This is a genomic window from Planctomycetota bacterium (genome assembly GCA_039182125.1).
Lineage (GTDB): Bacteria > Planctomycetota > Phycisphaerae > Tepidisphaerales > Tepidisphaeraceae > JBCDCH01.
The window spans coordinates 1-23,013 of record JBCDCH010000061.1; the positions used below are offsets into that span (position 1 = coordinate 1).

19 protein-coding genes and 1 riboswitch are annotated in these 23,013 nt (G+C 64.8%); of the genes, 4 read left to right on the plus strand and 15 right to left on the minus strand.

All coding sequences use genetic code 11. From position 1 onward, the window contains the following. On the minus strand, positions 1-989 hold a 989-nt coding region (locus AAGD32_14255), incomplete at its 3' end, for a pullulanase-associated domain-containing protein (GenBank protein MEM8875407.1). Between the two features lie 138 nt (positions 990-1,127). On the opposite strand from AAGD32_14255, the gene AAGD32_14260 reads away from it, so the two are divergent. Then, positions 1,128-1,496: a hypothetical protein gene (locus AAGD32_14260; GenBank protein MEM8875408.1), complete on the plus strand. Its 369-nt coding sequence runs from the start codon at positions 1,128-1,130 to the stop codon at positions 1,494-1,496. A gap of 4 nt (positions 1,497-1,500) precedes the next feature. On the opposite strand, the gene AAGD32_14265 is transcribed toward AAGD32_14260, so the two are convergent. The 3 genes from AAGD32_14265 to AAGD32_14275 all read right to left on the minus strand — a co-directional run bounded on the left by AAGD32_14265 (position 1,501) and on the right by AAGD32_14275 (position 5,830). After that, on the minus strand, positions 1,501-2,943 hold the full coding sequence (locus tag AAGD32_14265) for an arabinose isomerase (GenBank protein MEM8875409.1): 1,443 nt from the start codon (positions 2,941-2,943) through the stop codon (positions 1,501-1,503). A gap of 109 nt (positions 2,944-3,052) precedes the next feature. Next, positions 3,053-3,949 carry a family 43 glycosylhydrolase gene (locus tag AAGD32_14270; GenBank protein ID MEM8875410.1) on the minus strand — a complete coding sequence of 299 codons (897 nt, stop codon included), beginning with the start codon at positions 3,947-3,949 and terminating at the stop codon, positions 3,053-3,055. 96 nt (positions 3,950-4,045) lie between these two features. Further along, entirely contained in the window at positions 4,046-5,830 is a 1,785-nt protein-coding gene (locus AAGD32_14275) for a TolC family protein (protein ID MEM8875411.1), read from the minus strand. A 266-nt stretch (positions 5,831-6,096) separates the two neighbouring features. Between AAGD32_14275 and AAGD32_14280 the strand changes: the two genes are divergently transcribed. Next, entirely contained in the window at positions 6,097-6,558 is a 462-nt protein-coding gene (locus AAGD32_14280; protein ID MEM8875412.1) for a Minf_1886 family protein, read from the plus strand. A 63-nt stretch (positions 6,559-6,621) separates the two neighbouring features. Here AAGD32_14280 and AAGD32_14285 read toward each other — a convergent pair whose 3' ends face one another. The 8 genes from AAGD32_14285 to AAGD32_14320 form a co-directional block, all read right to left on the minus strand. After that, complete coding sequence (locus tag AAGD32_14285; GenBank protein MEM8875413.1) at positions 6,622-7,701, minus strand: hypothetical protein; 1,080 nt, start codon at positions 7,699-7,701, stop codon at positions 6,622-6,624. Between the two features lie 10 nt (positions 7,702-7,711). Further along, positions 7,712-8,431: a hypothetical protein gene (locus tag AAGD32_14290; GenBank protein ID MEM8875414.1), complete on the minus strand. Its 720-nt coding sequence runs from the start codon at positions 8,429-8,431 to the stop codon at positions 7,712-7,714. 29 nt (positions 8,432-8,460) lie between these two features. Then, on the minus strand, positions 8,461-9,108 hold the full coding sequence (locus AAGD32_14295) for an RNA polymerase sigma factor (GenBank protein MEM8875415.1): 648 nt from the start codon (positions 9,106-9,108) through the stop codon (positions 8,461-8,463). 58 nt (positions 9,109-9,166) lie between these two features. Next, entirely contained in the window at positions 9,167-9,922 is a 756-nt protein-coding gene (trpA, locus tag AAGD32_14300; GenBank protein MEM8875416.1) for a tryptophan synthase subunit alpha, read from the minus strand. 19 nt (positions 9,923-9,941) lie between these two features. Next, positions 9,942-11,378 (minus strand): sulfatase-like hydrolase/transferase, encoded by a 1,437-nt coding sequence (locus tag AAGD32_14305; protein ID MEM8875417.1) that lies wholly within the window; start codon positions 11,376-11,378, stop codon positions 9,942-9,944. 31 nt (positions 11,379-11,409) lie between these two features. Then, entirely contained in the window at positions 11,410-12,453 is a 1,044-nt protein-coding gene (locus AAGD32_14310) for a methyl-accepting chemotaxis protein (GenBank protein ID MEM8875418.1), read from the minus strand. A gap of 125 nt (positions 12,454-12,578) precedes the next feature. Beyond that, positions 12,579-13,781, minus strand: a complete 1,203-nt coding sequence (gene trpB / locus AAGD32_14315; GenBank protein MEM8875419.1) for a tryptophan synthase subunit beta — start codon at positions 13,779-13,781, stop codon at positions 12,579-12,581. 9 nt (positions 13,782-13,790) lie between these two features. Then, entirely contained in the window at positions 13,791-14,714 is a 924-nt protein-coding gene (locus AAGD32_14320) for a hypothetical protein (GenBank protein ID MEM8875420.1), read from the minus strand. A gap of 116 nt (positions 14,715-14,830) precedes the next feature. Here AAGD32_14320 and priA point away from each other — a divergent pair, with 116 nt between their 5' ends. Next, positions 14,831-17,164 carry a primosomal protein N' gene (gene priA / locus AAGD32_14325; GenBank protein ID MEM8875421.1) on the plus strand — a complete coding sequence of 778 codons (2,334 nt, stop codon included), beginning with the start codon at positions 14,831-14,833 and terminating at the stop codon, positions 17,162-17,164. 6 nt (positions 17,165-17,170) lie between these two features. Here the strand turns inward: priA and AAGD32_14330 are convergent, their stop codons facing one another. The 3 genes from AAGD32_14330 to AAGD32_14340 form a co-directional block, all read right to left on the minus strand. Continuing rightward, a complete protein-coding gene (locus tag AAGD32_14330; protein ID MEM8875422.1) occupies positions 17,171-19,420 on the minus strand; it encodes a DUF3488 and transglutaminase-like domain-containing protein in 2,250 nt (749 codons plus the stop codon). Positions 19,421-19,434: 14 nt separating this feature from the next. After that, positions 19,435-20,670 carry a DUF58 domain-containing protein gene (locus AAGD32_14335; GenBank protein ID MEM8875423.1) on the minus strand — a complete coding sequence of 412 codons (1,236 nt, stop codon included), beginning with the start codon at positions 20,668-20,670 and terminating at the stop codon, positions 19,435-19,437. Between the two features lie 65 nt (positions 20,671-20,735). Further along, positions 20,736-21,701, minus strand: coding sequence for a MoxR family ATPase (locus AAGD32_14340; protein ID MEM8875424.1), 966 nt, complete (start codon positions 21,699-21,701; stop codon positions 20,736-20,738). 188 nt (positions 21,702-21,889) lie between these two features. Then, a riboswitch (cobalamin riboswitch) is annotated at positions 21,890-22,105 on the plus strand. A 157-nt stretch (positions 22,106-22,262) separates the two neighbouring features. Between AAGD32_14340 and AAGD32_14345 the strand changes: the two genes are divergently transcribed. Next, positions 22,263-23,013: hypothetical protein (locus tag AAGD32_14345; GenBank protein ID MEM8875425.1), on the plus strand; the 751-nt coding region annotated here is incomplete at its 3' end.

The window sequence follows — 23,013 nt, forward strand, 5'->3', positions numbered from 1 at the left end:
GAGTCGGCCGTCGCGGCGTAGGCGTTAATGTCCGGCCCGGCGACGGTCTCGCCGTAGCGAGTGTACTGGTAGCGGTACTGCTTGCCGTGATGGTCGCCGGGGACGCGGAGGGTCCAGACATTGTCGACCTGCTCCATAGGCAGCGTGCGGAAGCCGCCGTCGGCCTTGTCATAGAGCAGCAGGTTGACCGACTCGCTCACCGGCGACCAGACGCGGAAGGTCGTGGCGGTCGGCTCGTGTCGGCTGCCGAGCTTCGCGTCGGGCGCGGCGAAGTGATCGAGCGCGTTCCGTGCCAGCACGATCAGCGGATCGCTGCCAGGCACGGTGACGCTCAGGTTGTCCAAGTCGGCCGCAGCAACCTCGCCGTCGAGCACGATGTCGTAGACCAAACCCGCTGTCGCCGAACGGTCGGTCTGCACGACCTCACGCACGCCGTAACCCTCGACGCTGAGCCCGTCGATTTGCTCGGCGTCGAGCGCGGCGGTCGTGGCCAGCGAGATGCGGTCCAAGTCGTCGAGGAAGGCGGCGGTGATGCGCAGGGTCAAGTCAACTTCTCCAGCTTCGCCGTACACCTTGGGGTCGCCGGCCACGAGGAACAGTTCGGTCACGCCGTCGCCGTTCAGGTCGACGAAGCGGTCGTTGCCGACATCTTTAGCCTCCCACTCCCGCAGGCGAACAATGAAACCGGCGCGGCCGATCTCGTCGAACGGTACGACCGCGTATCGGCCGTACTCGGTGACTTGGTCGAACGGGTACGAACCCCCGTCGCCGCCGTCGGGCCAGGCCCACAGATTCCACCCGTCGTAGTTGCCATCGGGACGGTGGTAGTGCAACACCAGCAACTGCTCGGCGTCGAAGTCCGCCGGATCGAGCACATCAGCCACCGAGACTTGCTCGGGCGCTTCGGGCTGCCTCGGCTCGGCCCATGCCGGGGTCGCGAGGACGACGAACAAACCGACGATGCACGTAAGGCGAGAAATCAAAAACATGGGCTCCTCCGCTTAAGTCAAACGGTTAACCGAATAGCGTAGCCCCATGTTGAATCGGTGGCAATATGTGAAATCGTCCGGTGACGGTGATCGACATTCACGATGCGGTGGGGTGCACGATTGGGGTAGCATGCGGGCGTGCCAATCCTCGATGTCGAACTGGTTTGCCCGCCCGGTCTGTTGCTTGATGATCAGTTGGCCACGCGGATCGCAGACCGTGCCGGCGCGGTGTTTCGCGCACCAGCCGGTCGGGTTTGGGTGAAAGTCCGCACCCTCTCCAGGTCGCACTACGCGGAGAACGGCGACGTGTTACCCGCGGATGTCTTGCCGGTGTTCGTCGAGGTGTTGCTGGCGGATGTGCCCGAGGAGTGTGAGCGCGCCGGGCAGGCAGTCGAGATTGCGAACGCGGTCGCCGAGGCTTGCGGTCGCTCGGCGGAACATGTGCATGTGCTCTATGCCGAGCCGGCGCGCGGACGTATCGCGTTTGGCGGCAAGCTCATGACGTGAGCGCTCAGCAGACGCGGTGGCACGGAATGCCCAAGAGCAGCGCGAGCTTGTCCAGCGTGTCGGCGTGGTGGCCCAGGCCGACGGCGCAGTGGTGGGCGGGGCCGTGGGCGTTCCAGGACTCGACGAACTTGCGGGCACTGATCGGGAAGCGGTAGCGGCTGTTGGTGTTGCCGATCTCCAAGATCGGACCCTCGACGCTTTCGCCTTCGGCGACGAGCAGCGCGACCCCTGACTTGGAGTTGGGGCCACCGGCTTCGATGACCGAGAGCAGCGTGACCGGGCCGTGTTTGACGGCCATCTCCACGCTCAAGCCCCGGCCGACCTTGCCGTGGTACACCTCCAACGGCTTGATCTTGGTCTTGCCCTGCGCGATCGCGATGTGACCTGGGCCGTCGTGGCCCATGAGAACGATGTCGTCGTTGAAATCGATCGCGTAGTACTCGGTGAAGCTCCCGCCGGCACCGAGCGTGTCGAGGATCTTCATGGCCTGGGCGTTCTTGACTTCGTACTCGCCGGCGACGGGGACGCCGCGACCGGTGAGCAGGCTGGTGCCGAGGATGATCGAGGTGATCACGTCCTCGTGCGGGTGGCCCTCGACGGAGTGGTAGAAGTACGCCATCGAGCCGAGGTCGCGCTGCTCGACGAGGTGATCCAGCGCGACGGCGGTGGTCGCGGCCCGCTTGATCTCGGCGGGATCGACGTCGTCCATAATGTCGAACTTGTCGTTGATCTCCGCGACCTTCGCGTCGGTTGCGTCGTCGGTGACGGCATCGCGTAGGGCGCTCAGCTCGTCCATCTCGATCAGCTCCATGTGCCCGCCGAATGCGGCGACCTGGGCGGTCAGGTCGGTGTAGATGTCGAGCATGCCGTTGTAGTAATGCCCGAGCAGACCGAGGCGGTTGTGCTCCATCGTGTGGCGGACCCGCGCGGCGTTGACCCATTGGTCGACCTCCGCCCAGCACGGATCGTTGGCGTGGAGCGTGCCGGTGATCTGGTGGAAGTCGATGTTGGCCCGGCGGAAGACGTTGGCGATCTCGGGCACCGGGCAGGCGGCGCAGAACGCCAGCCAGTTGCCGGTCATCTTCGTGCGATCGCCGAGTGCGTTGAACGCCGCGTAGTCGATCGCCTTGTCGGGCTGCAGGTTGAGAATGACGACCGGCACGCCGGCTCGGCGGACGACCGGCAGCACGGTGTGCGAGAGCGCGTAGGTCGTGACGTGCAGGAAGATCAGGTCGACATCGCCCCGGCGGAAGTCGTGGCCGGCGGTGAGCGCTTTCTCGGCGGTGTCGATGAGGCCGAGGTTGACGATCTCAACGCCGTCGTGCTGCAGGCGCTCGGCGGTGATTGCGAGGTACGACTTGAGCTTGTCCTCAAGCCCCGCGAACTGCGGCCAGTACGCGGCGAGGCCGATGCCGAAGAGTCCGATGCGAAGGAATGGTTTGATCATGGTTTCGTCATCCCGAGCGCAGCCGAGGGATCTAGCCTCGAACCGCAGGCGGCTTATCGAACGCGATCGGCGACCGAAGCTAGATCCCTCGGCTGCGCTAGGGATGACATCACGGGTCGATGTTCCATTCATCCACACGTCGCAGCCGCTGCAGGACGCCGTTGGCGTCGAACTCCAGCGGGCCCCAGTATTGCAGATCGTGGCCTTTGATGCCGTCGGGTCGGCTCTCCCACAGGTCGCTCAGCCACATCCATTGCTCGCCGACCTGCGCCATGTGCGTTTGTTGGCCGGGGATGATCACGTTGCCCTCGTCATCGCGGTTGATATCGGCGACGAACTCGTACGGGCCCAGCGGCGACTCGCTGCGGTACACCTCGACGCCGGCGCCTTGCGGGCAGAAGCAGCAGGTGTTGCCGAAGGTGGCGTAGTACACGCCGTTGCGTTTGAACATCGCGGTCGCTTCCTGATGGGGCTTGAAGCGTTCGGACATCTCACCGGTCGAGCCCGTCCAGTCGGACGTGAGCTTCTCGATGTGTACGCGGTGGTCTTCGCCGATGACGGTGAAGATCAGATAGGCGGTGCCATCATCGTCGACGAACAGTGAATGGTCGCCGGGACGCTCGCCGTTGACCTTGGCGTCGGGCTCGACGATGGTGAAGGGACCTTCGGGCTTGTCGGCGATCGCGACGCCGTACTGACCTTCCCAGAGCGTCGCGTACCAGTTGAACCAGAGAACGATTTTGCCGTCGGGGCGTTGCTTAACGTAAGGCCGGTACCCGACGCCGCCGAGCTTTTGCGTGAAGAGCGGGCCGTGGTAGGTCCAGTTCTCCAAGTCAGGCGAGCTGTAGCAGACATACTCGTTCGCCGGCGTGAACCCATCGGTGTCGCCGTAGCGCGTGCCGTAGAGGAAGTAGCGGTCGCCGATCTTCTCCAAGCATCCGTCGTGGCAGTCGATGACGTTCCCGTTCAGGTCGCGTCGGGGCGTGGTGTTCTGGATCGTGGCCATCGGACGCCGGACCGTAACGAAACCACCGGTCCGCGACGAGTCCATCGCGGGCCGGTGGTCACACTCGGTCAACCGTTGTCACATCACGTGACGGTTTCACGGCTGGCGTGGGTACTTCACTTCACGCAGCCCGGTGATGGCTGTTCCATCCATCTCGTCGAGCAGAATGTTGTTGTAACGGAGCAACGTGCCCTTGGCTTGTTCGAGGCCGCTGATGGCAATGTTGTAGTCGGCGATCGCCTGAGCTTCGGCACGCTGGGCGTTGGCCAGATCGGCCTGGGCCTGGAGCTTGGTGTTGATGAAGGCCGGGGTGCGAGGCTCGCCGGTGTCCTCGCGTTCCTCGAGTGCCCGCAACGCTTCGGCGGCGGCGAGTCGGCTTTGGCGCTGGCTGCCAATGAGCGTGAAGGACGTGATGATGTCGCGTTGGGCGATCTTGATCTCGAAGGTGATCCGCTCGATCAGCGAGCGGTACTGCACGATGGCCTGCTGACGCTGGAGGTGGGCCCGGGTGTAAATCGCGCGGGCTTCGCGGTTGCCGATCGGAATTTCGTACTGGATGCCGGCACCGAACTGAGAGTTTTCGAACTCGACGATGTCGTCAAAGGCGTCATCGGCACCTTCGCCAAGACCGAGCAGGCCGGCCGAGAGGACCAGGTCGAGCCGCGGCAAGAGGTTGCTCTCGGCAACACCCAGCGCGATGCCTGCGGAACTCACCCGCAACTGTTGCTGGCCAAGTTCGGGGCGGTGCAACAGGCCCGACTCGATGAGATCGACGAAGTCGAACGTCAAGGGCTGGGTCGTTGGTTCGCTCGCCGGGAGTACGAGCGTCGGTCCGGCGACCGGCAACGACGGGTCGTTCATCAGTACCTTGAGCTGATCCGACAAATCCCGGACCTGGCGACGGGCGTCGGTGAGCTGCGCCTCACGGCTCTGCACCTGCGCCAACGCCTGCATGATCTGCACACGGGTGACGTCTTGGTCTTGTCGTTGGTAGAGGATCGTCGCCGTGTCGATGGTGCGTTGGAGAAGCTCCTCGGCGATCTCGACTTCCTCAACGGCTTGTCCGAGCCGCCAATAGGTTTCCTCGACGTTGCTGACGATGTCCTCGACGCTGGCGCGGAAGTCGAGCACGCTGATCCGCTGGTTGTTGCGGTTGATGACGATGCGTGCTTCGTTGACGGCCCGACCAAAGTCGCGGAGGAGGGGTTGGGTCAGTCGCAGCGAGATGTCGGACTGGAAGAACGTGCCCAGCGCGAGGGCGGTGGGGCTGGTGGACTCGGTGTCGGTATAGGTTTCCTGGAAACGGAATTCCATCTGTCCGCCCGAGCGGAGTAGTTGGCGGACGCCGACGGCACCGATGACGTTGATGGTTTCGTCCTTGGTCGTGGAGGCCGCGCCGCCGATACCACCGCCGAAGGTCGGGAAGTTGCTCTCGGATTCGTTGCGTTGCCATTGCAGTTCGGCGAACGCCACCGGGTCGAACCGCGCGTCGGCTTCGATCACTCGGGTTTCCTCGATCGCCGGGTCGAAGCCGGCCACTTGCACGTCGAGGTTGTTGATCACGGCCCGCTGGACGCACTCCCGCAACGGAAGGGCGACCTCGGGGACATCCGCGAGAGCCGGATTACCGATCTCCTCCACGGCTTCGGTGTCGAGCATGCCGTTTTTGGAGTTCTCCGGGAGGTACGGGCTGTCGAGCCGGTTGCTGATCGGCTCGAGCATGGTGCGGGGGTTTTCGGCCGCGGCCTCACGCTGGGGCTCGCCCAACTCCAACGCATCGAACGCGAACGGCTCATGGACGGTCACGCAGCCCGTGACCGTCGATAAGGTCAGTGCGGCGGCGGCAAGGATCAGGCGGTGGGTCGGTCGGCGATGGGTCATGGTGATATCAGGGATCGAAACATAGATGATCGGGAAGGCCTTACATTCCGCAACATCGGCTCATTGCAAACCGGCGGATTATCACGCAGGACCATTCTCCACGAAAGACGCCGCGTTTCGACCCGCCGTTTCGTAGGAATCTGGCCGTTTGGCCGGCGGATCGACCGAGCCGCGACTTGAGCGATTTTTCGCGGCCGGCGTTATCGGTGCCGTCAGAAATCAACCCGCCGTTGTGCTTGGCCGCATCGGTCTGCTAGGTTCCCAGTATGCCGAGCGATGAAGTTCACGAGCAGATGCCCGACGCCGAACCCGGCAGTGCCGACGCCGCCGTCGGCGGCGCGACCGACGCGGCCATTCACTCGGCCATCACCGAGCCGCGAGAGCTGACCTTATCGGACATTGCCCAGAACTCACCCTTCGCCGTCGAAGCGTTTGCTTTCCTTCAACGTGGGTTGGCTCGGGTCGTTGAGCAGACCCACGGAAACCTGGACGACGATGAGCCGCATCACGTCCACGGCCGCGATTTGTGCTTCGGGCTGCGTGATCTTGCCTTGGAGGAGTTCGGCCCGTTCGCCGGCAACGTTCTGAGCCACTGGGGCATCACCCAGACGAGCGAATTTGGTGAGATGGTGTACCTCTTGGTCGCGTACGACGTTCTGGCCGTGAGTGACGACGACCGGCCGGAGGATTTTCGGGACGTATACGCGTTCGCCGATGCGTTCGGCTAGCACCCAGGCCACGTAGCGGCGAGGTCGCCAGTATTCATAATCGTGATCACGGCTCGTCCCACTTCACTGCGGGGCGAGCTTGGCGCGTTCGGCGTCGGTAATGTCGTCTTCGTAGACCGCGCGGAACGTGCCGTCGCCGTTGTCGATGAGCCCGACGATCCGCGGCTCGTTGGAGACGGCGGTGATGCGGACCCCCTCGGCAGTGACCTCATAGCGCAGGCCGGTGTACGCCGAGATGGCTTCGAGTGCGGCCCGGGTGGAGACGTTCGGTGCGGTGAGCCGAACACGACGCTTCTCCGGCGGCAGTCTGTCGATCAGGCCCGGTGCCAAGTCGAACGGCACCGCGCTGCGTCGGCTCAGGTCCAGCAATACCTGTTGAAGATCACTGCCGTCGTACCGCACGTCGATGGGCGTGTCGAGAAGCCAGTTGACGTGGTCGCGGTCGCCGACGACGACGATGGTCTTTCCCCAGGGGTACCAAGTCGCATCGGATTGTTCGGCCGCGGCTTCGAGGGCGTCAAGCATCGACATCTCCCGCGAAATGCTCACCGGCTGCTCTCGGAGCAGGTCGTCGGCGAGACGGATCTCGACGTGAAACCCGGTCGCCTCCCGGCCGGGCAGCCGACGCGTGTCCTGGTCGAGCAGTGCCAGGTCGAGTTGCGTGAGCAGGTCCACGAGCGTGAGTTGGCGGAGATCGCCCTCGAAAGGTGATGTGGCCAAGTGCTGGATCAGGGCCAATTCTCCCGGTGCAGCCCGACGGCCCAAGCGGATCAGGGCAGGCTCGGGCAGCAGTTGGAGAAATCCGTCGGCGTGCCGATCGACGACCAGCGCGAGCCGACCCGACAGCGCGTCGAGCACTTGGCTCAGCGGGACATTCTCCGATCGGAGCGTGATGGGGGTGAGCCGGCCGTAGGGCAGGCGGTCGTATGTCGACACGGGGACACGAATCGGTATGCCGGCGGCGTCTTCGATGGCCGCGATGGCTTCCTCGAGCGGTGCGGCGGTGAGGTTCAGCGACAACTGCCGGTCGAGTGAGGCTTGCACCGAAACGCCGGGCGCCCCGACTTGCGGCCTTGCCGGGGTGAGCGCCGTGACCGGTTGGGGCACGGCGATCAACGCCAGGGTGATCAAGGCGGCTCGCATGGGGTCCGTTTTACTGATCGACGGGGCGATCTTCCACTGGCGCCTCGGCCGGGCCGATGAAAACCTCCGAGCCGGTCGCGCGTTCCTGTGACGTAATTACCGGGAGATCCCACATCACATCCGCCAGGTCGGGCGGCTGGACCAACTCGACCTCGAGCTTGCTCGCACCGGTGACAACGTCGTTGCCGGGCGTTGGGGTATCAGGCACTTCGACGAGAAGCACGGGTTCCTGGGTGTTGACGTTCGGGGTCGCCGGGTCCGGCTCGTTGCCGGCGATCGGGGCGACACCGCCGGGGTTGTCTGCCGGACCGGTCGGCCACACGCCGTAGATCGCCAGCACCACCGCCGCGGCGGCCGCCAAACCCAGCACCGGCTTCACCCACGTATTGGCCCAGAAGGACTGACTGCGCGTTTCGACGCCCCCGAGCAGCATCGAACGTTCCTCGGCCTCGGATTGACCGCGGACATATTGGTCGATCTGATCGGCGGTCTGGTCCCAATCGAATCCCTCGATCGGTTTGGCCGCTTCGTTGCGTAGCACCGCGTCGAGTTTGCGGTAGCGGTCGAGCATCTGCTGCGCGATCGGTTCGCGACGCACCTCGCCCGGCAGCGACACTTCGTCCGTGTCTTCGTCGGCGAGCTGCGCGATGCTGAACTCCCACCGCTCTTCGGGCGGCAGGTCGTCGGGAAGCTCATCTTCCCACGGGATGTCGGTGTTCCAGCCAGCCATTACACGTCACTTTCCAGTATCGGCGTACATTACAGAAGGTCTTCCAGCATGCCTTTGAGTTTTTTACGTGCTTGGAAGACGTGCCATTTCACCGCTTCGACCGAGCAGTCCAGTTGCTCGGCGACTTCTTTTTGCGGCAGGCCCTCCAACGTGAAGAGCACCAACGCCGCCCGCTGCTTCTCCGGCAGCTCGTTGAGGGCGGCCTGCAGGCGGTCGCCCAGTTCCTTGCCCTGTGCCGCGCGGACCGGGTCGGGGCTTTTGCCGGTCGTCTCGCCGTCGGCGCTGCGGCCGTGGGTGATGCCGAAGCCCACATCGTCGAGGTCCGCCGTCTGCCGCAGGGCTCGTCCCCGGCGGTAGTTCAGCGAGAGGTTGCTCACGATCCGCATGAGCCAACCCCCGAACGCCCCGGGGCGTTCGAGCGAGTCGAGTGATTTGAACGCCTTGAGAAACGCATCTTGCGTGACCTCCAGGGCGTCCTCCCGATTACCCAGCAGCCGGTAACTGACGGCGACCGCTTTCTTCTGATGTCGCCGGATGAGCCGGCCGAACGCGTCCTGATCGCCGTTTTGCGCCGCTTGAACCAGTGGAATATCAGCGTCGCCCGGACGATCATCGGGGCGTTCCTCTGGTGGGGAGACACCGTCGCTCGCGTCAGGTTGGCGAAGAAATCTGAACACCGATGTCCATTTCTAGCCGGAACCGGTCGGTGCGGCCAATGCACGGCGGGGAAATGAGTTAGCCGAGCAGGGTCCGAACAAAACTTCCCGCAGCGGCGGCCGGGTCGGGGGTGTCGGTCATCGCCTTGACCAAGGCGCTGCCGACGATGGCCCCGTCGGCGACCTCGTTGACGGCCGCGACCTGCTCGACGTTGCCGATGCCGAAGCCGACGCAGACGGGCGTGTCGGTCATTTGCTTCAGTTCCCGCACGTTCTCGGCCAGATTCTCGGGCAATCGGTCACGGGCGCCGGTGATGCCCGCGACGCTGAGGTAGTAGACGAAACCCGAAGCGAGGTTGGCGATTTTCTCTCGCCGCGCTCTGGGCGTAGTCGGCGCGACCAAGAGGACGGTGTCAATTCCGGCCGCGCGGACGGTGTCGCAGACCGACTCGGCCTCGCCAAGCGGCAGGTCGGGGATGAGTAGGCCGGTGATGCCGGCGGCTTTGAGCTGATCACAGAACTTCGCCGGGCCGTGCCGGAAGACGACGCTGTGCGACACCATCGCCAACCGGGGCACGGTCGGCTCGACCGTTGCGACAGCGTCGAGCACCTTCTCCACCGTCGATCCTTCGGCCAGCGCATCGGTGTACGCCGACTGGATCGTCGGCCCGTCGGCGATCGGGTCGGAGAACGGAATGCCAATCTCGATCGCCGCCGCCCCGGCGTCGGTGACCTGCCGCACGGTTTCAGCCAACACGTCGACCGACGGATACCCCCCGGCGATGAACGGGATCAACGCGGGACGTTTGGACCGGATGGCTGGAGCGAGCGACACGGACGACAGTAGGTCGGCGTCAGTTGATCCACATCACGTCGCGTTGAGCTTTGCCCATGTACTGCGTCGGCCCCATGCCTTTCTGATTCTCGGCGCGTAGCTGTGTGATGCTCGGCCGTGGTGTCTGGCGGTTGAGCAGGTCGCCGTTGATGAGGTGCTCATGTTGTTCGGCGGCGAGGTGGTCGATGAGCAGTTGCCGCAGGCGGGTCGAATGCTCGCCGGTGAGGTTGTGCTCGTCGTTCGGATCAGTCTGCGTGTCGAAGGTCAGACTCCGGCCATCGTCGACGCAGTAGATGAACTTGTAGCGGCCGTCATGATACATGTGGGCATCGTCGATCTGGCCGTGAACGTGATGCTCGGGGAGTGAGTCGCCTCGGAGGATCGGGCCGATGTCGCGGCCGGTGACATGGTCGGGCACGTCGGCCCCGGCCGCTGTGCAAAGCGTCGGCAGGATGTCGGCCCACTCGACCAGATCCCGCCGTACCTGACCGACCTCGCCGGTGCCGGTGGGTGGTCGGATGATGAACGGCACCTTCGCGGAGTTTTCTAGGAACGTGCGTTTGCCGATCAGGCCGTGATCGCCCATCGCGTCGCCGTGGTCGCTGGTGTACAGGATGAGCGTGTCGTCGAGGTCGCCGTGGTACTGGAGCTGCGCGAGGATCCGGCCGATCTGGTGGTCCATGTTGGCGATCATGCCGAAGTACACCGCCCGCATGTGCCGAACCTCGGCCGGCGTCATCGGCTTCTTGTTGCCGATGTGGCGCATCTTCCAGATGTCCATCGGCTCGTCGTCGCTCTCGACCCAGGCGCCGGTGACCGCGTCATCAATGTCGGCGTCGCGGAACATCGAGTAGTACGGCTCGTGCACAATGAACGGCGGGTGCGGGTCCTGGAAGCTGACCCACAGTGCGAACGGGTCGGCCCGCTCGCGTGTTTCGATGAAGTCGCACGCGCGGTCGGCGAGCCAGTTGGTGCTGTGCAGGTGTGGCGGGAAAGGGCTGAGGCTCGGTGCCGGTTCGTTGTAGCCGAGCCCTGCGAGCATGCCCGGCCGACCGGTCTCGATGAGCTGCTGGCGTCGCAGCCTCGCGAGCCAAGTGACGTGCTCAAAGCCGCCGCGGCAGTCGACTTCGGTGTTCCAGTGAGTTTTGCCGACGAGTTCGGTCTGATAACCGGCGGCGGTGAGCAGGCCGCCGAGCATGTGCCGGCGTTCGACATCGACACGGAACGCCTCGCTGTAAGAGCAGCAGCCGTTCTCGTGCGCCCGCCGTCCGGTGATGAAGGTGGTCCGTGCCGGGATGCAGACCGGGCAATCGACGTAGGCGTTGTCGAACCGCGTGCCCTGGTGCGCGAGCAGGTCGAGGTGGGGCGTATTGAGGCACGAATGCCCGGCGTGGCCCAGCGCGTCGGCGCGGTGCTGGTCGGACGTGATGAGAAGGATGTTGGGCCGATCGGGCATGGCGGCAGGGTAGCGGACGCCGCCGAACCTACTACGCGGCTTGGCGCTGTTCCTGGGCTTGCTGGCGTTGGGCGATGACGCCGTACCAGCCCAAGCCCTCGTAGGTTTCGTAGCCGGGCGTCTTGGCGAAGGCGATCAGATCCCCGTTGTTTGCTTGGTAGTACCCGCTGGACTGGTCGTCAGTCTCGATCGGGAAGCGCTCGCTGAGGATGCCGTGGCCATCGCTCGAGGCGATGACGCGGTGGTCCTTGTCGAGAAGCATGCAACGTGTGTCGGCCCGCTCTGCCTCGGGAAGGCGAACCTTGCCGACGACGTCGGCCGACTGATTCTGCCAATCGAAGAAGATGCCCATCGCGCCAAGGGCCTTGCCGTTCTCCCGGCCGCCCTCGCGGATCGCGGTGGCATAGGTGCCAACGGTCGCGTCGAGGCTCATGTTCTGCTCCACGTCACAGGCGACATAGTCCGCACCGCTGCGGGTCGCCATCGACTTCTTGAACCACTCGGTGTTGGCGACGCTGCTGCCGGCCACGTGCGGGAAGCGGTCGGGCCGGCCGTTGGCGACGACCTTGCCGTCGGCGTCGGCGATCCACAAGTCGAAGTACACCGTGTAGGAATCGAGGATCACGCCGAGGCGTTGCGAGGCGAACGCGGCCGTTTGGCTGTCCTGTTGGGTCAACGCGTCGACCACCGCCGAGTCCGTCGCCCACCAGCGTACGTCACAGCTCCGCTCGAACAGGTTGCGGTCGATGATGTCGATCATCATCAGCGCCAAGTCCGCAAGGCGTTCGCCCTTGGTGTCGACCACCAGCGACCGGCTGAGCCGATCCATCTCGGTGAACTTCTCGTCGAGGCGGTCGCGCAGGTGTTCGGTGATCGTGTCGATGTTCGTGCTGATCCGGCCGACTTCCTCGGCGACGATCGCAAAGCCCTTGCCGTGCTCGCCGGCATGGGCGGCTTCGATCAGGGCGTTGGTCGCGAGCATCTTCGTCGCCCGGGTTACACCTTGGATTTCGGTGAGCGACTGGCGAGCGACGCTCGAGACGTCGCGGGAGACTTCGATCATTTGTTCGTGCATGGCCTTGGGGTCTTTCGGGTTCCGGTGCGGTTCCGAAAGACACATCGGCCTTGCTCGGGTGAGGGTTAAAGCGGTGGTCGTTTATCGGGCCACCGGATCAGGCTTTTCTCGCGAGACGGCGTTGGTTACGCCATGCCGGTGAGGCGGGCGATTTCCTGGCAGTCCTTGTCGCCGCGGCCGCTGAGGTTGATGACGAGGGTCTTGCCGGGGCCGAGTTCACGGGCCAGGTGTTTGCCGTGGGCGAAGGCGTGAGCTGTCTCCAGGGCGCAGAGGATGCCCTCGCAACGGGCCAGTTCGCTGAACGCTTCGAGGGCGTGATCGTCGGTCACGGCGACGTACTCGACCCGGCCGGCGTCTTTCCAGTAACTGTGCTCGGGGCCGACGCCGGGGTAGTCAAGGCCGGCGCTGCAGGAGTGGACGCCGGCGGTCTGGCCGTCGGGGTCTTGCAGGACGTAGGAGAGCGAGCCGTGGAGGACGCCGGGCGAGCCGTAGGTGAGCGGGGCGGCGTGGCTGCCGAGGCCGGTGCCGTTGCCGCCGGCTTCGACGCCAACGAGGCGAACATCCCTGTCCTCGATAAACGGAAAGAAAATCCCCGCCGCGTTGGAACCGCCGCCGACACACGCGATCACGGCATCTGGCAATCGACCGGTCAACTCCAGCGCCTGCGCCCGCGTCTCGTCGCCGATGACACGCTGGAAGTCGCGGACGATCGTGGGAAACGGGTGCGGCCCGACGACGCTGCCGAGGATGTAGTGCGTGGTTTCGCTCGAAGCCATCCAGTCGCGCATTGCTTCGTTGGTCGCGTCCTTGAGCGTCTTGCTGCCGCTGGTGACTTCCTCGACCTTGGCCCCCATCTGCCGCATGCGGAAGACGTTCAGGTTCTGTCGGCGGATGTCCTCGGCACCCATGTACACCGTGCAGTCCAAGCCGAACAACGCACAGGCGGTGGCCGTCGCGACGCCGTGCTGGCCGGCACCGGTCTCAGCGATGATGCGGTGTTTGCCCATGCGCTTGGCGAGCAGCGCCTGGCCGACGGTGTTGTTGATCTTGTGGGCGCCGGTGTGGTTGAGGTCCTCGCGCTTGAGGTAGACCTCGGCACCGTTCCACGTTTCGGTCAGCCGGGCCGCGTGGTACAGCCCGGTCGGCCGGCCGACGAACTCGCGAAGCAGGCGTTGGAACTCGGCGTTGAAATCGTCGTCAGCAACTGCGTCAAGGTATGCCGTTTCGAGTTGCTCCAACGCCGGTACCAGCGTCTCCGGCACGAACACGCCGCCGTAATCGCCAAAGTGATTCGGTAGTGATGTCGCCGGTGCGTCTTGGACGGCCATGGTGAAAGTCTACACGCCCGGCTGGCGTGGGGTTTCAGCATAACCGGCTTCGGTCGCCGTGAGATTTTCCGCCGGTTGGGTCGGCGTCTGCGTCTCCTCGGCCCGGCGCTCGGCGTGCTTCTCCCGGCTCATGGAAAAGCCGAGCAGGCCGCCGGCGATGCCGAAGCTGGCGTAGTCCAACGGTGCGATCCGGGCCAACGGGGCGAAGAAGCCGGTGGGCTCGCCGATGGCCAAGGCGGTCGGGTTGGCACTGAGCCAAGCAGCGACGTAGCCGACCACCCCGACGAGGATCGGCCCGCCCCAGAACCACGCGTTGGGCCGGGTCTCGACCGACTGGTGCGCGACCCACGCCCCGACCGTCCCGGCGGTGAAAATCGCCATCAGGGCCTGCATTTTCAGGTCCGTTCGTGCCAGCAGCATCGCCAGGATCGTGCAGATGGCCGCGGAGGTCACCAAGGCGAGGGCTTTCTGGTCGATCGGCTCTTTCTTGGCGTCCGGTTCGCCGGTGCGGTTGGCTTCGACACCGACAAGCTGCCGCGAGGCCAACCATCCGACCGCCACCACCGCCGAGAGCAGCAACAGCTCGAAGAGCATCAGCAGAAAGAAGCCCGGTTCCCGTCCGAGCAACTGATCCCCGACCGGTCCGCCACGCATCGAGATCGCCGCCAGCCCGAAGGTCGCGCAGCCCCAGCCCGCCGACCGACTCCAACGCACACAGATCACATGGCCGATCACCAACGCCACCGCATAACCGACCAGCACCACAGCCGCCGCCCCCGCCGCCCCCGGCGTCGCGAGCAGGACCACGCTGTCGCCCTCGAACGTCGGCACGTCCAGCAAACCCGCGAACATCCGCATCCACAACCAGCAAAGCCCCCCGGCCAGGAGGACGTAAACCTTGCTTTTGCCGAGGATGGTGTCGAGGAGGGACATGGAGAAGCAGCGAGGGGTTGAGCAGCGAGTAGCGAGGGGCCGGGAACGGTACGCTATCGCTGTCCCTCGCTAATCGCTACTCAACCCCTCGCTTTCCGTGACCCTAACATAACCCGATGTCCCGCGCCCTCTTTCCCGAACTCGATCTGGAGTTGCCCGACGATCGGCCGAAGCCGGGCAAGCGGCCGTCGTACTTCGCGGCGGTGGCGTTGGAGCAGTCGATCGACAAGGAACTCGACTACGAGGTTCCTGCCGCGATGTGGGACGAGGTTAAGATCGGCCAGCGGGTTCGTGTGCCGCTCGGTCGGGGCAACAAACTCGCCCACGGCTACATCGTCGGCCTGCACCGCGAGCAGCGTTACCCCAAGACCAAGCCCATCCGCACCATCACCGACCCCCGGCCGCTGGTCGACGGACAGTTGCTTGAACTGGCGCGGTGGATCGGGCGGTACTACGTCTGTCCGATTGGCACGGTGATCGACTCGATCCTGCCGAGTGCGGTGAAGAAACGCGTCGGGATCGGTTACGTCACGATGTGTCGGTTGGCGATGACGCGTGACGCGGTACAGGACTTGTTGGAAAACACGAAAGCGCCGAAGCGGCGGGCCTTGCTCGGCCGACTGTTGCAGGTCGAAGAGGGCGGCGAGATCGAGTTGGCCAAGCTCGCCGGCGAGGCGGGGGTCAAGCCGCCGACGGTGCGGCGACTGTCCAAGCTTGGCGTCATCACGCTCCGCAACGTCGCCGATCTGCCGGCGTTGTCGGTACCGAAAAATTGGTCAGGGCCAAGGCAACAACCACTCACGCTTTCCGACGAACAACGCGTGGTCATGGACAACCTGACGCCGCGCTTGGTCGATGGCTTTTCGGTCAACCTTCTGCACGGCGTCACCGGCAGCGGCAAGACCGAGGTGTATCTCCAGGCGATCGCGAAGGTCGTCGAAGCGGGCAAGCAGGCGATCGTGCTGGTGCCGGAGATCGCGCTCACGCCCCAGACGGTTCGGCGGTTCACCGGGCGATTCGAGAAAGTCGCCGTGCTCCACAGTGGGTTGACGGCGGGGGCGCGTCACCGCTTCTGGCAACAGATCGCCGCGGGTCAGGCCGACGTTGTCGTCGGTGCCCGCAGCGCGATCTTCGCCCCGGTGCCCAAGCTCGGCATCGTCGTCGTCGACGAGGAGCACGAGAACTCGTACAAACAGGATCAAGCCCCGCGCTACCACGCCCGGGACGTGGCGATCAAGCGGGCGCAGATGGCCGAGTGCGCGGTGGTGCTCGGGAGTGCGACGCCATCGCTGGAAAGCTGGGAGCGGGCCAAGTCCGGGCATTTGCTCTCGTTGCCAAGCCGGGTCGCGGATCGGCCGATGCCCGCGATCGAGATCATCGACCTCCGCAACGTCCAACGCCAGACCAGGCGGATCGAACTGCTAAGCCCACGCCTCGAGCATTTGCTGCGTGTCACGAAGGAGGCGGGGGAGCAGGGTATTTTGCTGCTGAACCGGCGGGGCTATGCGAACTTCGTGTTTTGCCCGTCGTGTTTGGAGCCGGTGAACTGCCGGTTCTGCGACGCGACGATGACGTACCACCGCAACGTCGGCGAGGGGCCGGGCAGCGGGTCGTTCGAGGCGGGCAAGCACACCGGGCAGCTGCACTGCCACTACTGCCTCGCGGTGAATCCGTTGCCGCCTAGCTGCGAGGCGTGCGGGCACAAGCTCTCGCTCTTCGGCCTCGGTACCCAACGCGTCGAAGAGGAGATCCGACGCAAGCTCCCCGACCTGCGGTTCGAGCGGGTCGACTCCGACACGATGCGCGGCGGCAGTCAGTACGAGCAGGTGCTCGACCGCTTCAGTCGCGGCGAACTCGATGTCCTGCTCGGCACGCAGATGATCGCCAAGGGCTTGGATTATCCGAACGTGACGTTCGTGGGGATCGTCAGCGGCGACACGGCGCTGAGCCTGCCGGACTTCCGGGCCAGCGAGCGAACGTTCCAACTCATCACGCAGGTCGCCGGTCGAGCCGGTCGCGGTGAAAAGCCGGGCCGGGTCGCGTTGCAGACGTTCATGCCCGACGACCCGACGATCCGGTCGGCACTGGCCGGGGATTACGAACGATTTGCCGACCGCGAGCTGGAACTTCGTCGCCAGACCGGTCAGCCGCCGTTCGCGCGGATGGCGCGGATCGTGGTACGCGATCAGGACGAGAAGAAGCTCGCGAGCCGATGTCAGCAACTCGTTGTCGACCTCGGCCCGGCCGTCGCCAGCGAGAACAGCGTCACCCTGCGCGGTCCGCACCCGTGTGCCATCTCCCGCATCAGCGGCTATTGGCGGCAGCAGGTCTTGCTCAGCGCTCCGTCGGCGTTGCCGTTGCAGCGGGTGCTGAGCCGTGCCCGGTCCGCCGGTAACTTCGCGACCAACGATCGCTTGGCCGTCGACGTCGATCCGGTGTCGTTGCTGTAGCAGCGGTCACGCCGGTATGCGGTCGTCGAGCTTCTCGATGAAGTTTTGCAGTTGTTGTCGGCGGCGGCCCGTGAGTGAGCGTTGGCCGAACCGCACGTCGTAGAATATCTCGGTCAGTCGGCCGACCGCATCGAACGCCTCGGCCGGGAGAAAGGTCAGCGACGCGGCGAACTCGCGGGGCGTGAGATGGTCGGGCCGGGTAATGCCACGTTTTGCGAGGAACCGCAGCAGGTCGTCGTAGAACGCCAGTTGCCGGGCGAGACGGCGCTTGCGGTCGGCGGGGAGTTCCTCGATGCCGATGCGTTTGGCCCGGCGGCGCAAGCGGATGCGTTCGATACCGAACCACGTCAGCAAGCCGAGGATCGCGATGACCGCGAGCACGAGCAGTCCGGTGATCAGTTTTTCGCTCAGCGAGAACCGGCGTTGGTCGAGCCAACTCTTCCAGTCGTTGACTTTCTCGTTGGTGCGGATCGCCGAGTTCTGGAGCTTGACGTCGACCTGCGAGATGAGGTTCTCACGGGTGCCAGCGTCGTAAGCGACGACCTTGTCGGCCCAGGTGTATTCGAACCAGTCCGCCAGGTGTTTGATCTTGCCCCAGAGCGTTTGTGCCTCGGGGACCGGCGCTTCCCGGCCGCTAGTCGGGTCGTAGCGTTGCCAGCCGCGGGTGGTGCGGACCTCGACCCAAGCGTGGGCATGACTCTGGCGGACGATGTACGCGTCGGTCGTGGCGTTGAACTCGTCGGCCTTGAATCCGATCACGACACGCGCGTCAATGCCGATCGACTGCAACATGAGCGCCATCGCGCCGGCGAAGTACTCGCAATGGCCACGCTGCACGTCGTAGAGAAAGGCTTCGAGCGGATCACCTTTCTGCAGAATGTCGGCCGCGTCGGTCAGGTCCAGCGTGTAGGTGAACTCGGTCTGCAGGTAGCGCTCGACGTTGGCGGCGATCGCCGCATCGGCGAGCGTGACGGTGCGGTCGGCCGCCTTGAGCCGGAGCGCGCCCATCGAGTCTTCGCCGTCTTCGTTAACCGGGCCGTTGCCGCTAACTTCGGGCCGCAACACGAACTCACGGATACGCGGATTGATCTCCTGCCAAAACCCCGCCGATCGCCGGGTCGCGAGGTCGGGCAGTTGGTCGGTACTCCACACCTCGTAGCTGGTGCGACGCAAGATGGCGTCGGCCGTCCTGAGCGTGCCGGTCGCGGGGTTGTAGCTCACGACGGTCGACGCGTTGGGCCGGAACGAGGTGATGCCACGGATGCCGATGAGCGAGCGGGTGCCGTTGGGTTCGAGGTCGATTTTCTGGCGGTAGGCGAACTGGGCGCTGCCGAAGTTCTGCCGGGAGTTGGCCGCGACACGCTTGGGGTCGGCGTCGGGTTCGGTCCGTTGCCAGCGCCAGCGTTCGGAGGAGTTGGGGTCGCCGTCGTAGCTGTCGAGCGTGCTGGCCCGGAGGTAGAGCACCCGGCCGTCGTTGATGATGTTGTCGTTGACGTCAAAGAGTTGGACGTAACCGACCTTTGCCGTGTTTTGTTGGATGCGGGCGACGTCCTGGAAATTGACGTCGTCGCCGAGCCCGGTGAGGGTCTGCGAGGGCGTGAGCGCCGGTGGCGGAAGCAGGAAGTTCTGGCCGGCTCCGCGAGGAAAGAGCAGGAACGTCAGCACACCGAAGACGATCGCGACCGACGAGACCACGCCGGTAAGCCGGCGCATCGAACTGCCGAGGTGACGCAAGTCCTGTCGGAGGGTGAGCGGGTTGGCCGCGTCCTCATCGATGTTCATCATCCGCTTGGCCGTGTCCGTCTCGACCTTGAGGTGGAACAGCAGGCAGCAGTAGAGCGAGAGGAAGAGATACGCGATGAACAGCAGGCCAAACGCCAGCGACGCGGTGCTGATCGCGCTGGCGACCATGAGCAACAACGAGAGCACGATGAGCTTGCCCGAGTCGCGGTTGGTGCGGTGTTCGAAGAGCGTGACCAGTTGCAACAGCACGAGTCCGCGGCCGATGCCCAGCACCGGCGAGATGCCGCCGAAGACCATCATCGCACCGAGCCCGAACGCGACGATGCCGGCGATGTTGGCGATCCAGCGTGGCATCGGCCGAAACCGTCCGCTCTGTACCAGCCACGCCTGCAACAACGTCCCACCCACCGCGAGCACCCACCAGCCCGGTGAACGCAACGCGATCGCAAACCCGGTGAAGCCCACGACGAGCAACACGGTCAGCATCGGTCGGAACTGACGGACGTTGTACATCGCACAGCCGACGGTTAGGCCGGCGACTCCTTCCTCGTAACGGCGGATTCGTAGCTGAGTTGGCCGGTTTCCTGATCCATGGGCATCAGCGTTTCGAACTCGATGGGTTCGTGGAAACGGATGTAACCATTCTCGAAGGCGTCCGAGCTTGCCTCGACGACGACCGGGGCGTTGGGATCGTCCTGCCGGGCCGGGGCGGTGTCCGGCGTGATGAGCACGAGCGTGATGCCTTGGCTGCGTACGTTGCGTGCCGCCGAGAGCAGCAGTGTCGCGTTGGCTTCATCGTTGAGCGGCAGGCGTGCCAGGAGTGTGAGCGCTTCGAGGCGGTGCCGCTTGCCACGGCTCGGCGGGATGATCGTCACGCCTTTGCCCGGACCCTCCCAGGCGGCGACGCCGGCCTGAAGCTCGCGGCGGTTGGCCTCGTTGATCAGCGTCGCGGCGGCGGCGATGACACGCTCGGCGTCCGCCGCCGACCCGACGCTGCCGTCGCGGCGGAAGTTGTCGACCACGACCATCAGCCGCGGCGGCGAAATGTGCGTCATCTCCTTGGCGACGAGCGTGCCGCCACCGCTGGTCATGGCGCTGGCACTGCGCTTCCAGTGAATCATCCGCGGGGCATCACCCGAGCGATACTCGCGCGTGCCGAAGAACTCGTCCTGGCCGCCGGCGCGGGGTTTGACGTTGATGCCGGTCGAGGTGGCGGACCGGAACAGCGCGATGAGCCGGCCATCGACCGTGCCCATCGGCGGGAACACGAGCAAGGGCTGTTCGAGCCGCTGGACGATCGCCCGTTTGATGAAGCCGAACGGAAAGCTGGAGGAGATTTGGTACTTCCCGAGTTGGTGCAGACCGCGGCGTTTGGGCGTGAGGGTGACGGGAACGACGGCGGTGGTTTTCGGGGCCGCGTGCATCAGGTACGCCGTCGGCTGTTGCGTGAACGCCTCCGACGCATCGAGTTCGCTGACGGTCAGCGACAACGACGGCCACCAACGCTTGATGTTTTTGATCGCGTAGGACACGGTCATTGGCCGGCCCGCAATCGCATGGTCGGGCACGATCCGGCGGAGCTCCAGCTTGCGTAGCACGAGCCGCGAGACGACGCCGCTGATGAGCAGAATGCCGATCATCAGACCGAAGACACCGAACAATAGGTTCGCCTGCGAGTTGATCGCGGCAAGACCCATGAACATCATCATCGAGCAGAACACCAGCCCGGTCACCGAGAAGTCCAACGACGGCCGCTTACGCATTGGCGTCGCGGACTTCGACGTTGAAGGTGTGGACCGGAGACGGGCCATGGGTACTCCGACACGCGTTACCGGGGTGCCGCGACGGTGTCGAGGACCCCTTCGAGGATGCGGGCGGTCGCTTGAGCGTCGCCGTTTTGCAGGTAGCTCTTGCTGATGACGCGGTGGGCGCAGGCGGGCAGGAACATCGCCTTGACGTCGTCGGGTTCGACGTAGTCCCGGCCTTGCACCAACGCGTATGCGCGAATTGCCTGAATCAACGCCTGTGCCCCGCGCGGGCTCACGCCGAGGTGCAGTTGGTCGTGGTGGCGGGTCGCGTCGATCAGGTCGAGGATGTAATCCATCACCGCGTCGTCGACCCGGGTGCGCGGCGTGGCGTCTTGAAGCTCCACGACATCGGCCGCGGTCATCACCGGTTGAAGATCGTCAAGCACCGTCTGCCCCGGCCGCTCGAGCAGGATGCGCCGCTCCGCGTCACGCGGCGGATAGCCAACGCTCACGCGGATGACGAAGCGGTCGAGTTGGTTCTCCGGCAGGTAGTACGTCCCCTCGAACTCAAACGGGTTTTGCGTCGCAATGACCATGAACGGCCGTTCGAGGTTGTAGGTGTGGTTCTCGATCGAAACTTGTTCCTCGCTCATCGCTTCGAGAAGGGCCGATTGCGTGCGGGGGGTGGTGCGGTTGATTTCGTCGGCGAGGACGATATTCGCGAAGACCGGGCCGGGCTTGAACTCGAAGTCGTTGCTGCCGCTGTTGAACACGCTCACGCCGAGCACATCGGCCGGCAGCATGTCCGGTGTGAGTTGGATTCGGCTGAACTTGCAGTCGATGCTTTTGGCGATCGCCTTGGACAAGACGGTCTTGCCCACGCCCGGCACGTCTTCGACCAGAACATGCCCCCGCGCCAGCAGGCCGACGAGCATCAGGTCGACCGCGTCGGGATGACCAAGAAACACGCGTTGAACATTTTCCCGCAGGGTGTTGAGTCGTTCCTGTAGTTGCCCTAGTGAGAGTGGTTCGCGTTCAGAAATCATGCTTGGTGGTGTCGGCCGGGCGGTGTTGTCTGTAAGTAACGTCAAGCGGCAAAACTCCGTTCGTCTTTGCATGCTATCAGCCCGTTGGACCAACGGAAGTTGCGAAGTTGTTGGCCTTTGATAAGCCGGACGATCGGCCGGAAGGGGTGCGATAGCGCATTCGGATTTGCCGTGGGTGTGGGTTGGGACTACGGTGGCGACAGACAGGTGCCGGGGCGCGTTGCCCTGGCCCGAGGGAAGTGCGGTGAGCGATTTCAAGGATCGCGATTCCGCCGCGGACGCGCCGCCGTAACGGGGTGGCGGCCGACCACATGCCACTGTGATTGTTCACGGGAAGGCGGTCGGCTCGGAGCGAAAGCTCCAACCCCGAAGCCGGAAGACCTGCCTGTCACCGCACGCCGAAACGCGTGCGGTCATCCGCCGTCCTCGCGATCCGGGACGCCGCGGCGAAGCGTTCCTGCGCACCCTCGCGCACGGCGTTCGCAACGGCACATCCTCTCCCGACGCACCGGACAGCCCCGAGGGACAGTCCGGCGCGATTCCGGACGGGAGAAATCCATCATGCAGAAGTTTCTAATCGCCGCGGCATCCGCGGTCGTTGTTTCGTCGGCTCATGCGCAGTTCGCCGACTCGGTCGTCGAGTTCATTCCCGGGAGCAACGTCGGCGCGTTCGACGATCCGAGTTCGGCGCTCGGTGAGCCGAGCCGGTTGACCGATTCGGGCGGTGCGACCACACCGTTCTTCGCCGCCGCCGATCCGAGCCGACTGGTCACCGTCGGCGAGGGCGGCTCGCTCACGATCGCTTTCGCCAGCCCCGTCGTGGACAACCCGGCGTCCGTTCAGTTCGGCATCGACTTTCTCGTCTTCGGCAATGCGTTCTTCTTCGACGACTTCTCGAGCCCGCAAGGAACGCCCGAGGATCCCGTCGCCACCGGCGTATTCGCCGAAGGCGGCAGCGTCGAAGTCTCGGCCGATGGCGTGAACTTCTTTCCGTTGTCCGGCGTTGCCGACGGCTCGTTCCCGACGCTCGGATTCACCGATCCGGACCCGGTGCTCGACATCGGGTTTGATGGCTTGGATCTGCCCGTCGGCACCACGCCGACGGATTTCACGATCGCCGTCGATCCGTCGCTCGATCCGATCGGTTTGAGCGCGAGCGAGTTGATCGCGGCCTATGACGGCAGCGGCGGCGGGGCCGGCTTTGACTTCTCCTCGACAGGACTCTCGTCGATCCAGTTCGTGCGGATCACCAACCCCGTCGGCTCCGGTGTTACGCCCGAGATCGACGGCTTCGCCGACGTCATCCCCGAAC

Coding starts and splice junctions, on each gene's coding strand:
- AAGD32_14305 (MEM8875417.1), bottom strand. CDS start 11,378: ATGCCCGATCGGCCCAACATCCTTCTCATCACGTCCGACCAGCACCGC.
- trpB (MEM8875419.1), bottom strand. CDS start 13,781: ATGGCCGTCCAAGACGCACCGGCGACATCACTACCGAATCACTTTGGC.
- AAGD32_14285 (MEM8875413.1), bottom strand. CDS start 7,701: ATGCGAGCCGCCTTGATCACCCTGGCGTTGATCGCCGTGCCCCAACCG.
- AAGD32_14320 (MEM8875420.1), bottom strand. CDS start 14,714: ATGTCCCTCCTCGACACCATCCTCGGCAAAAGCAAGGTTTACGTCCTC.
- AAGD32_14270 (MEM8875410.1), bottom strand. CDS start 3,949: ATGGCCACGATCCAGAACACCACGCCCCGACGCGACCTGAACGGGAAC.
- priA (MEM8875421.1), top strand. CDS start 14,831: ATGTCCCGCGCCCTCTTTCCCGAACTCGATCTGGAGTTGCCCGACGAT.
- AAGD32_14290 (MEM8875414.1), bottom strand. CDS start 8,431: ATGGCTGGCTGGAACACCGACATCCCGTGGGAAGATGAGCTTCCCGAC.
- AAGD32_14340 (MEM8875424.1), bottom strand. CDS start 21,701: ATGATTTCTGAACGCGAACCACTCTCACTAGGGCAACTACAGGAACGA.
- AAGD32_14310 (MEM8875418.1), bottom strand. CDS start 12,453: ATGCACGAACAAATGATCGAAGTCTCCCGCGACGTCTCGAGCGTCGCT.
- AAGD32_14265 (MEM8875409.1), bottom strand. CDS start 2,943: ATGATCAAACCATTCCTTCGCATCGGACTCTTCGGCATCGGCCTCGCC.
- AAGD32_14280 (MEM8875412.1), top strand. CDS start 6,097: ATGCCGAGCGATGAAGTTCACGAGCAGATGCCCGACGCCGAACCCGGC.
- AAGD32_14330 (MEM8875422.1), bottom strand. CDS start 19,420: ATGTACAACGTCCGTCAGTTCCGACCGATGCTGACCGTGTTGCTCGTC.
- AAGD32_14335 (MEM8875423.1), bottom strand. CDS start 20,670: ATGCGTAAGCGGCCGTCGTTGGACTTCTCGGTGACCGGGCTGGTGTTC.
- AAGD32_14275 (MEM8875411.1), bottom strand. CDS start 5,830: ATGACCCATCGCCGACCGACCCACCGCCTGATCCTTGCCGCCGCCGCA.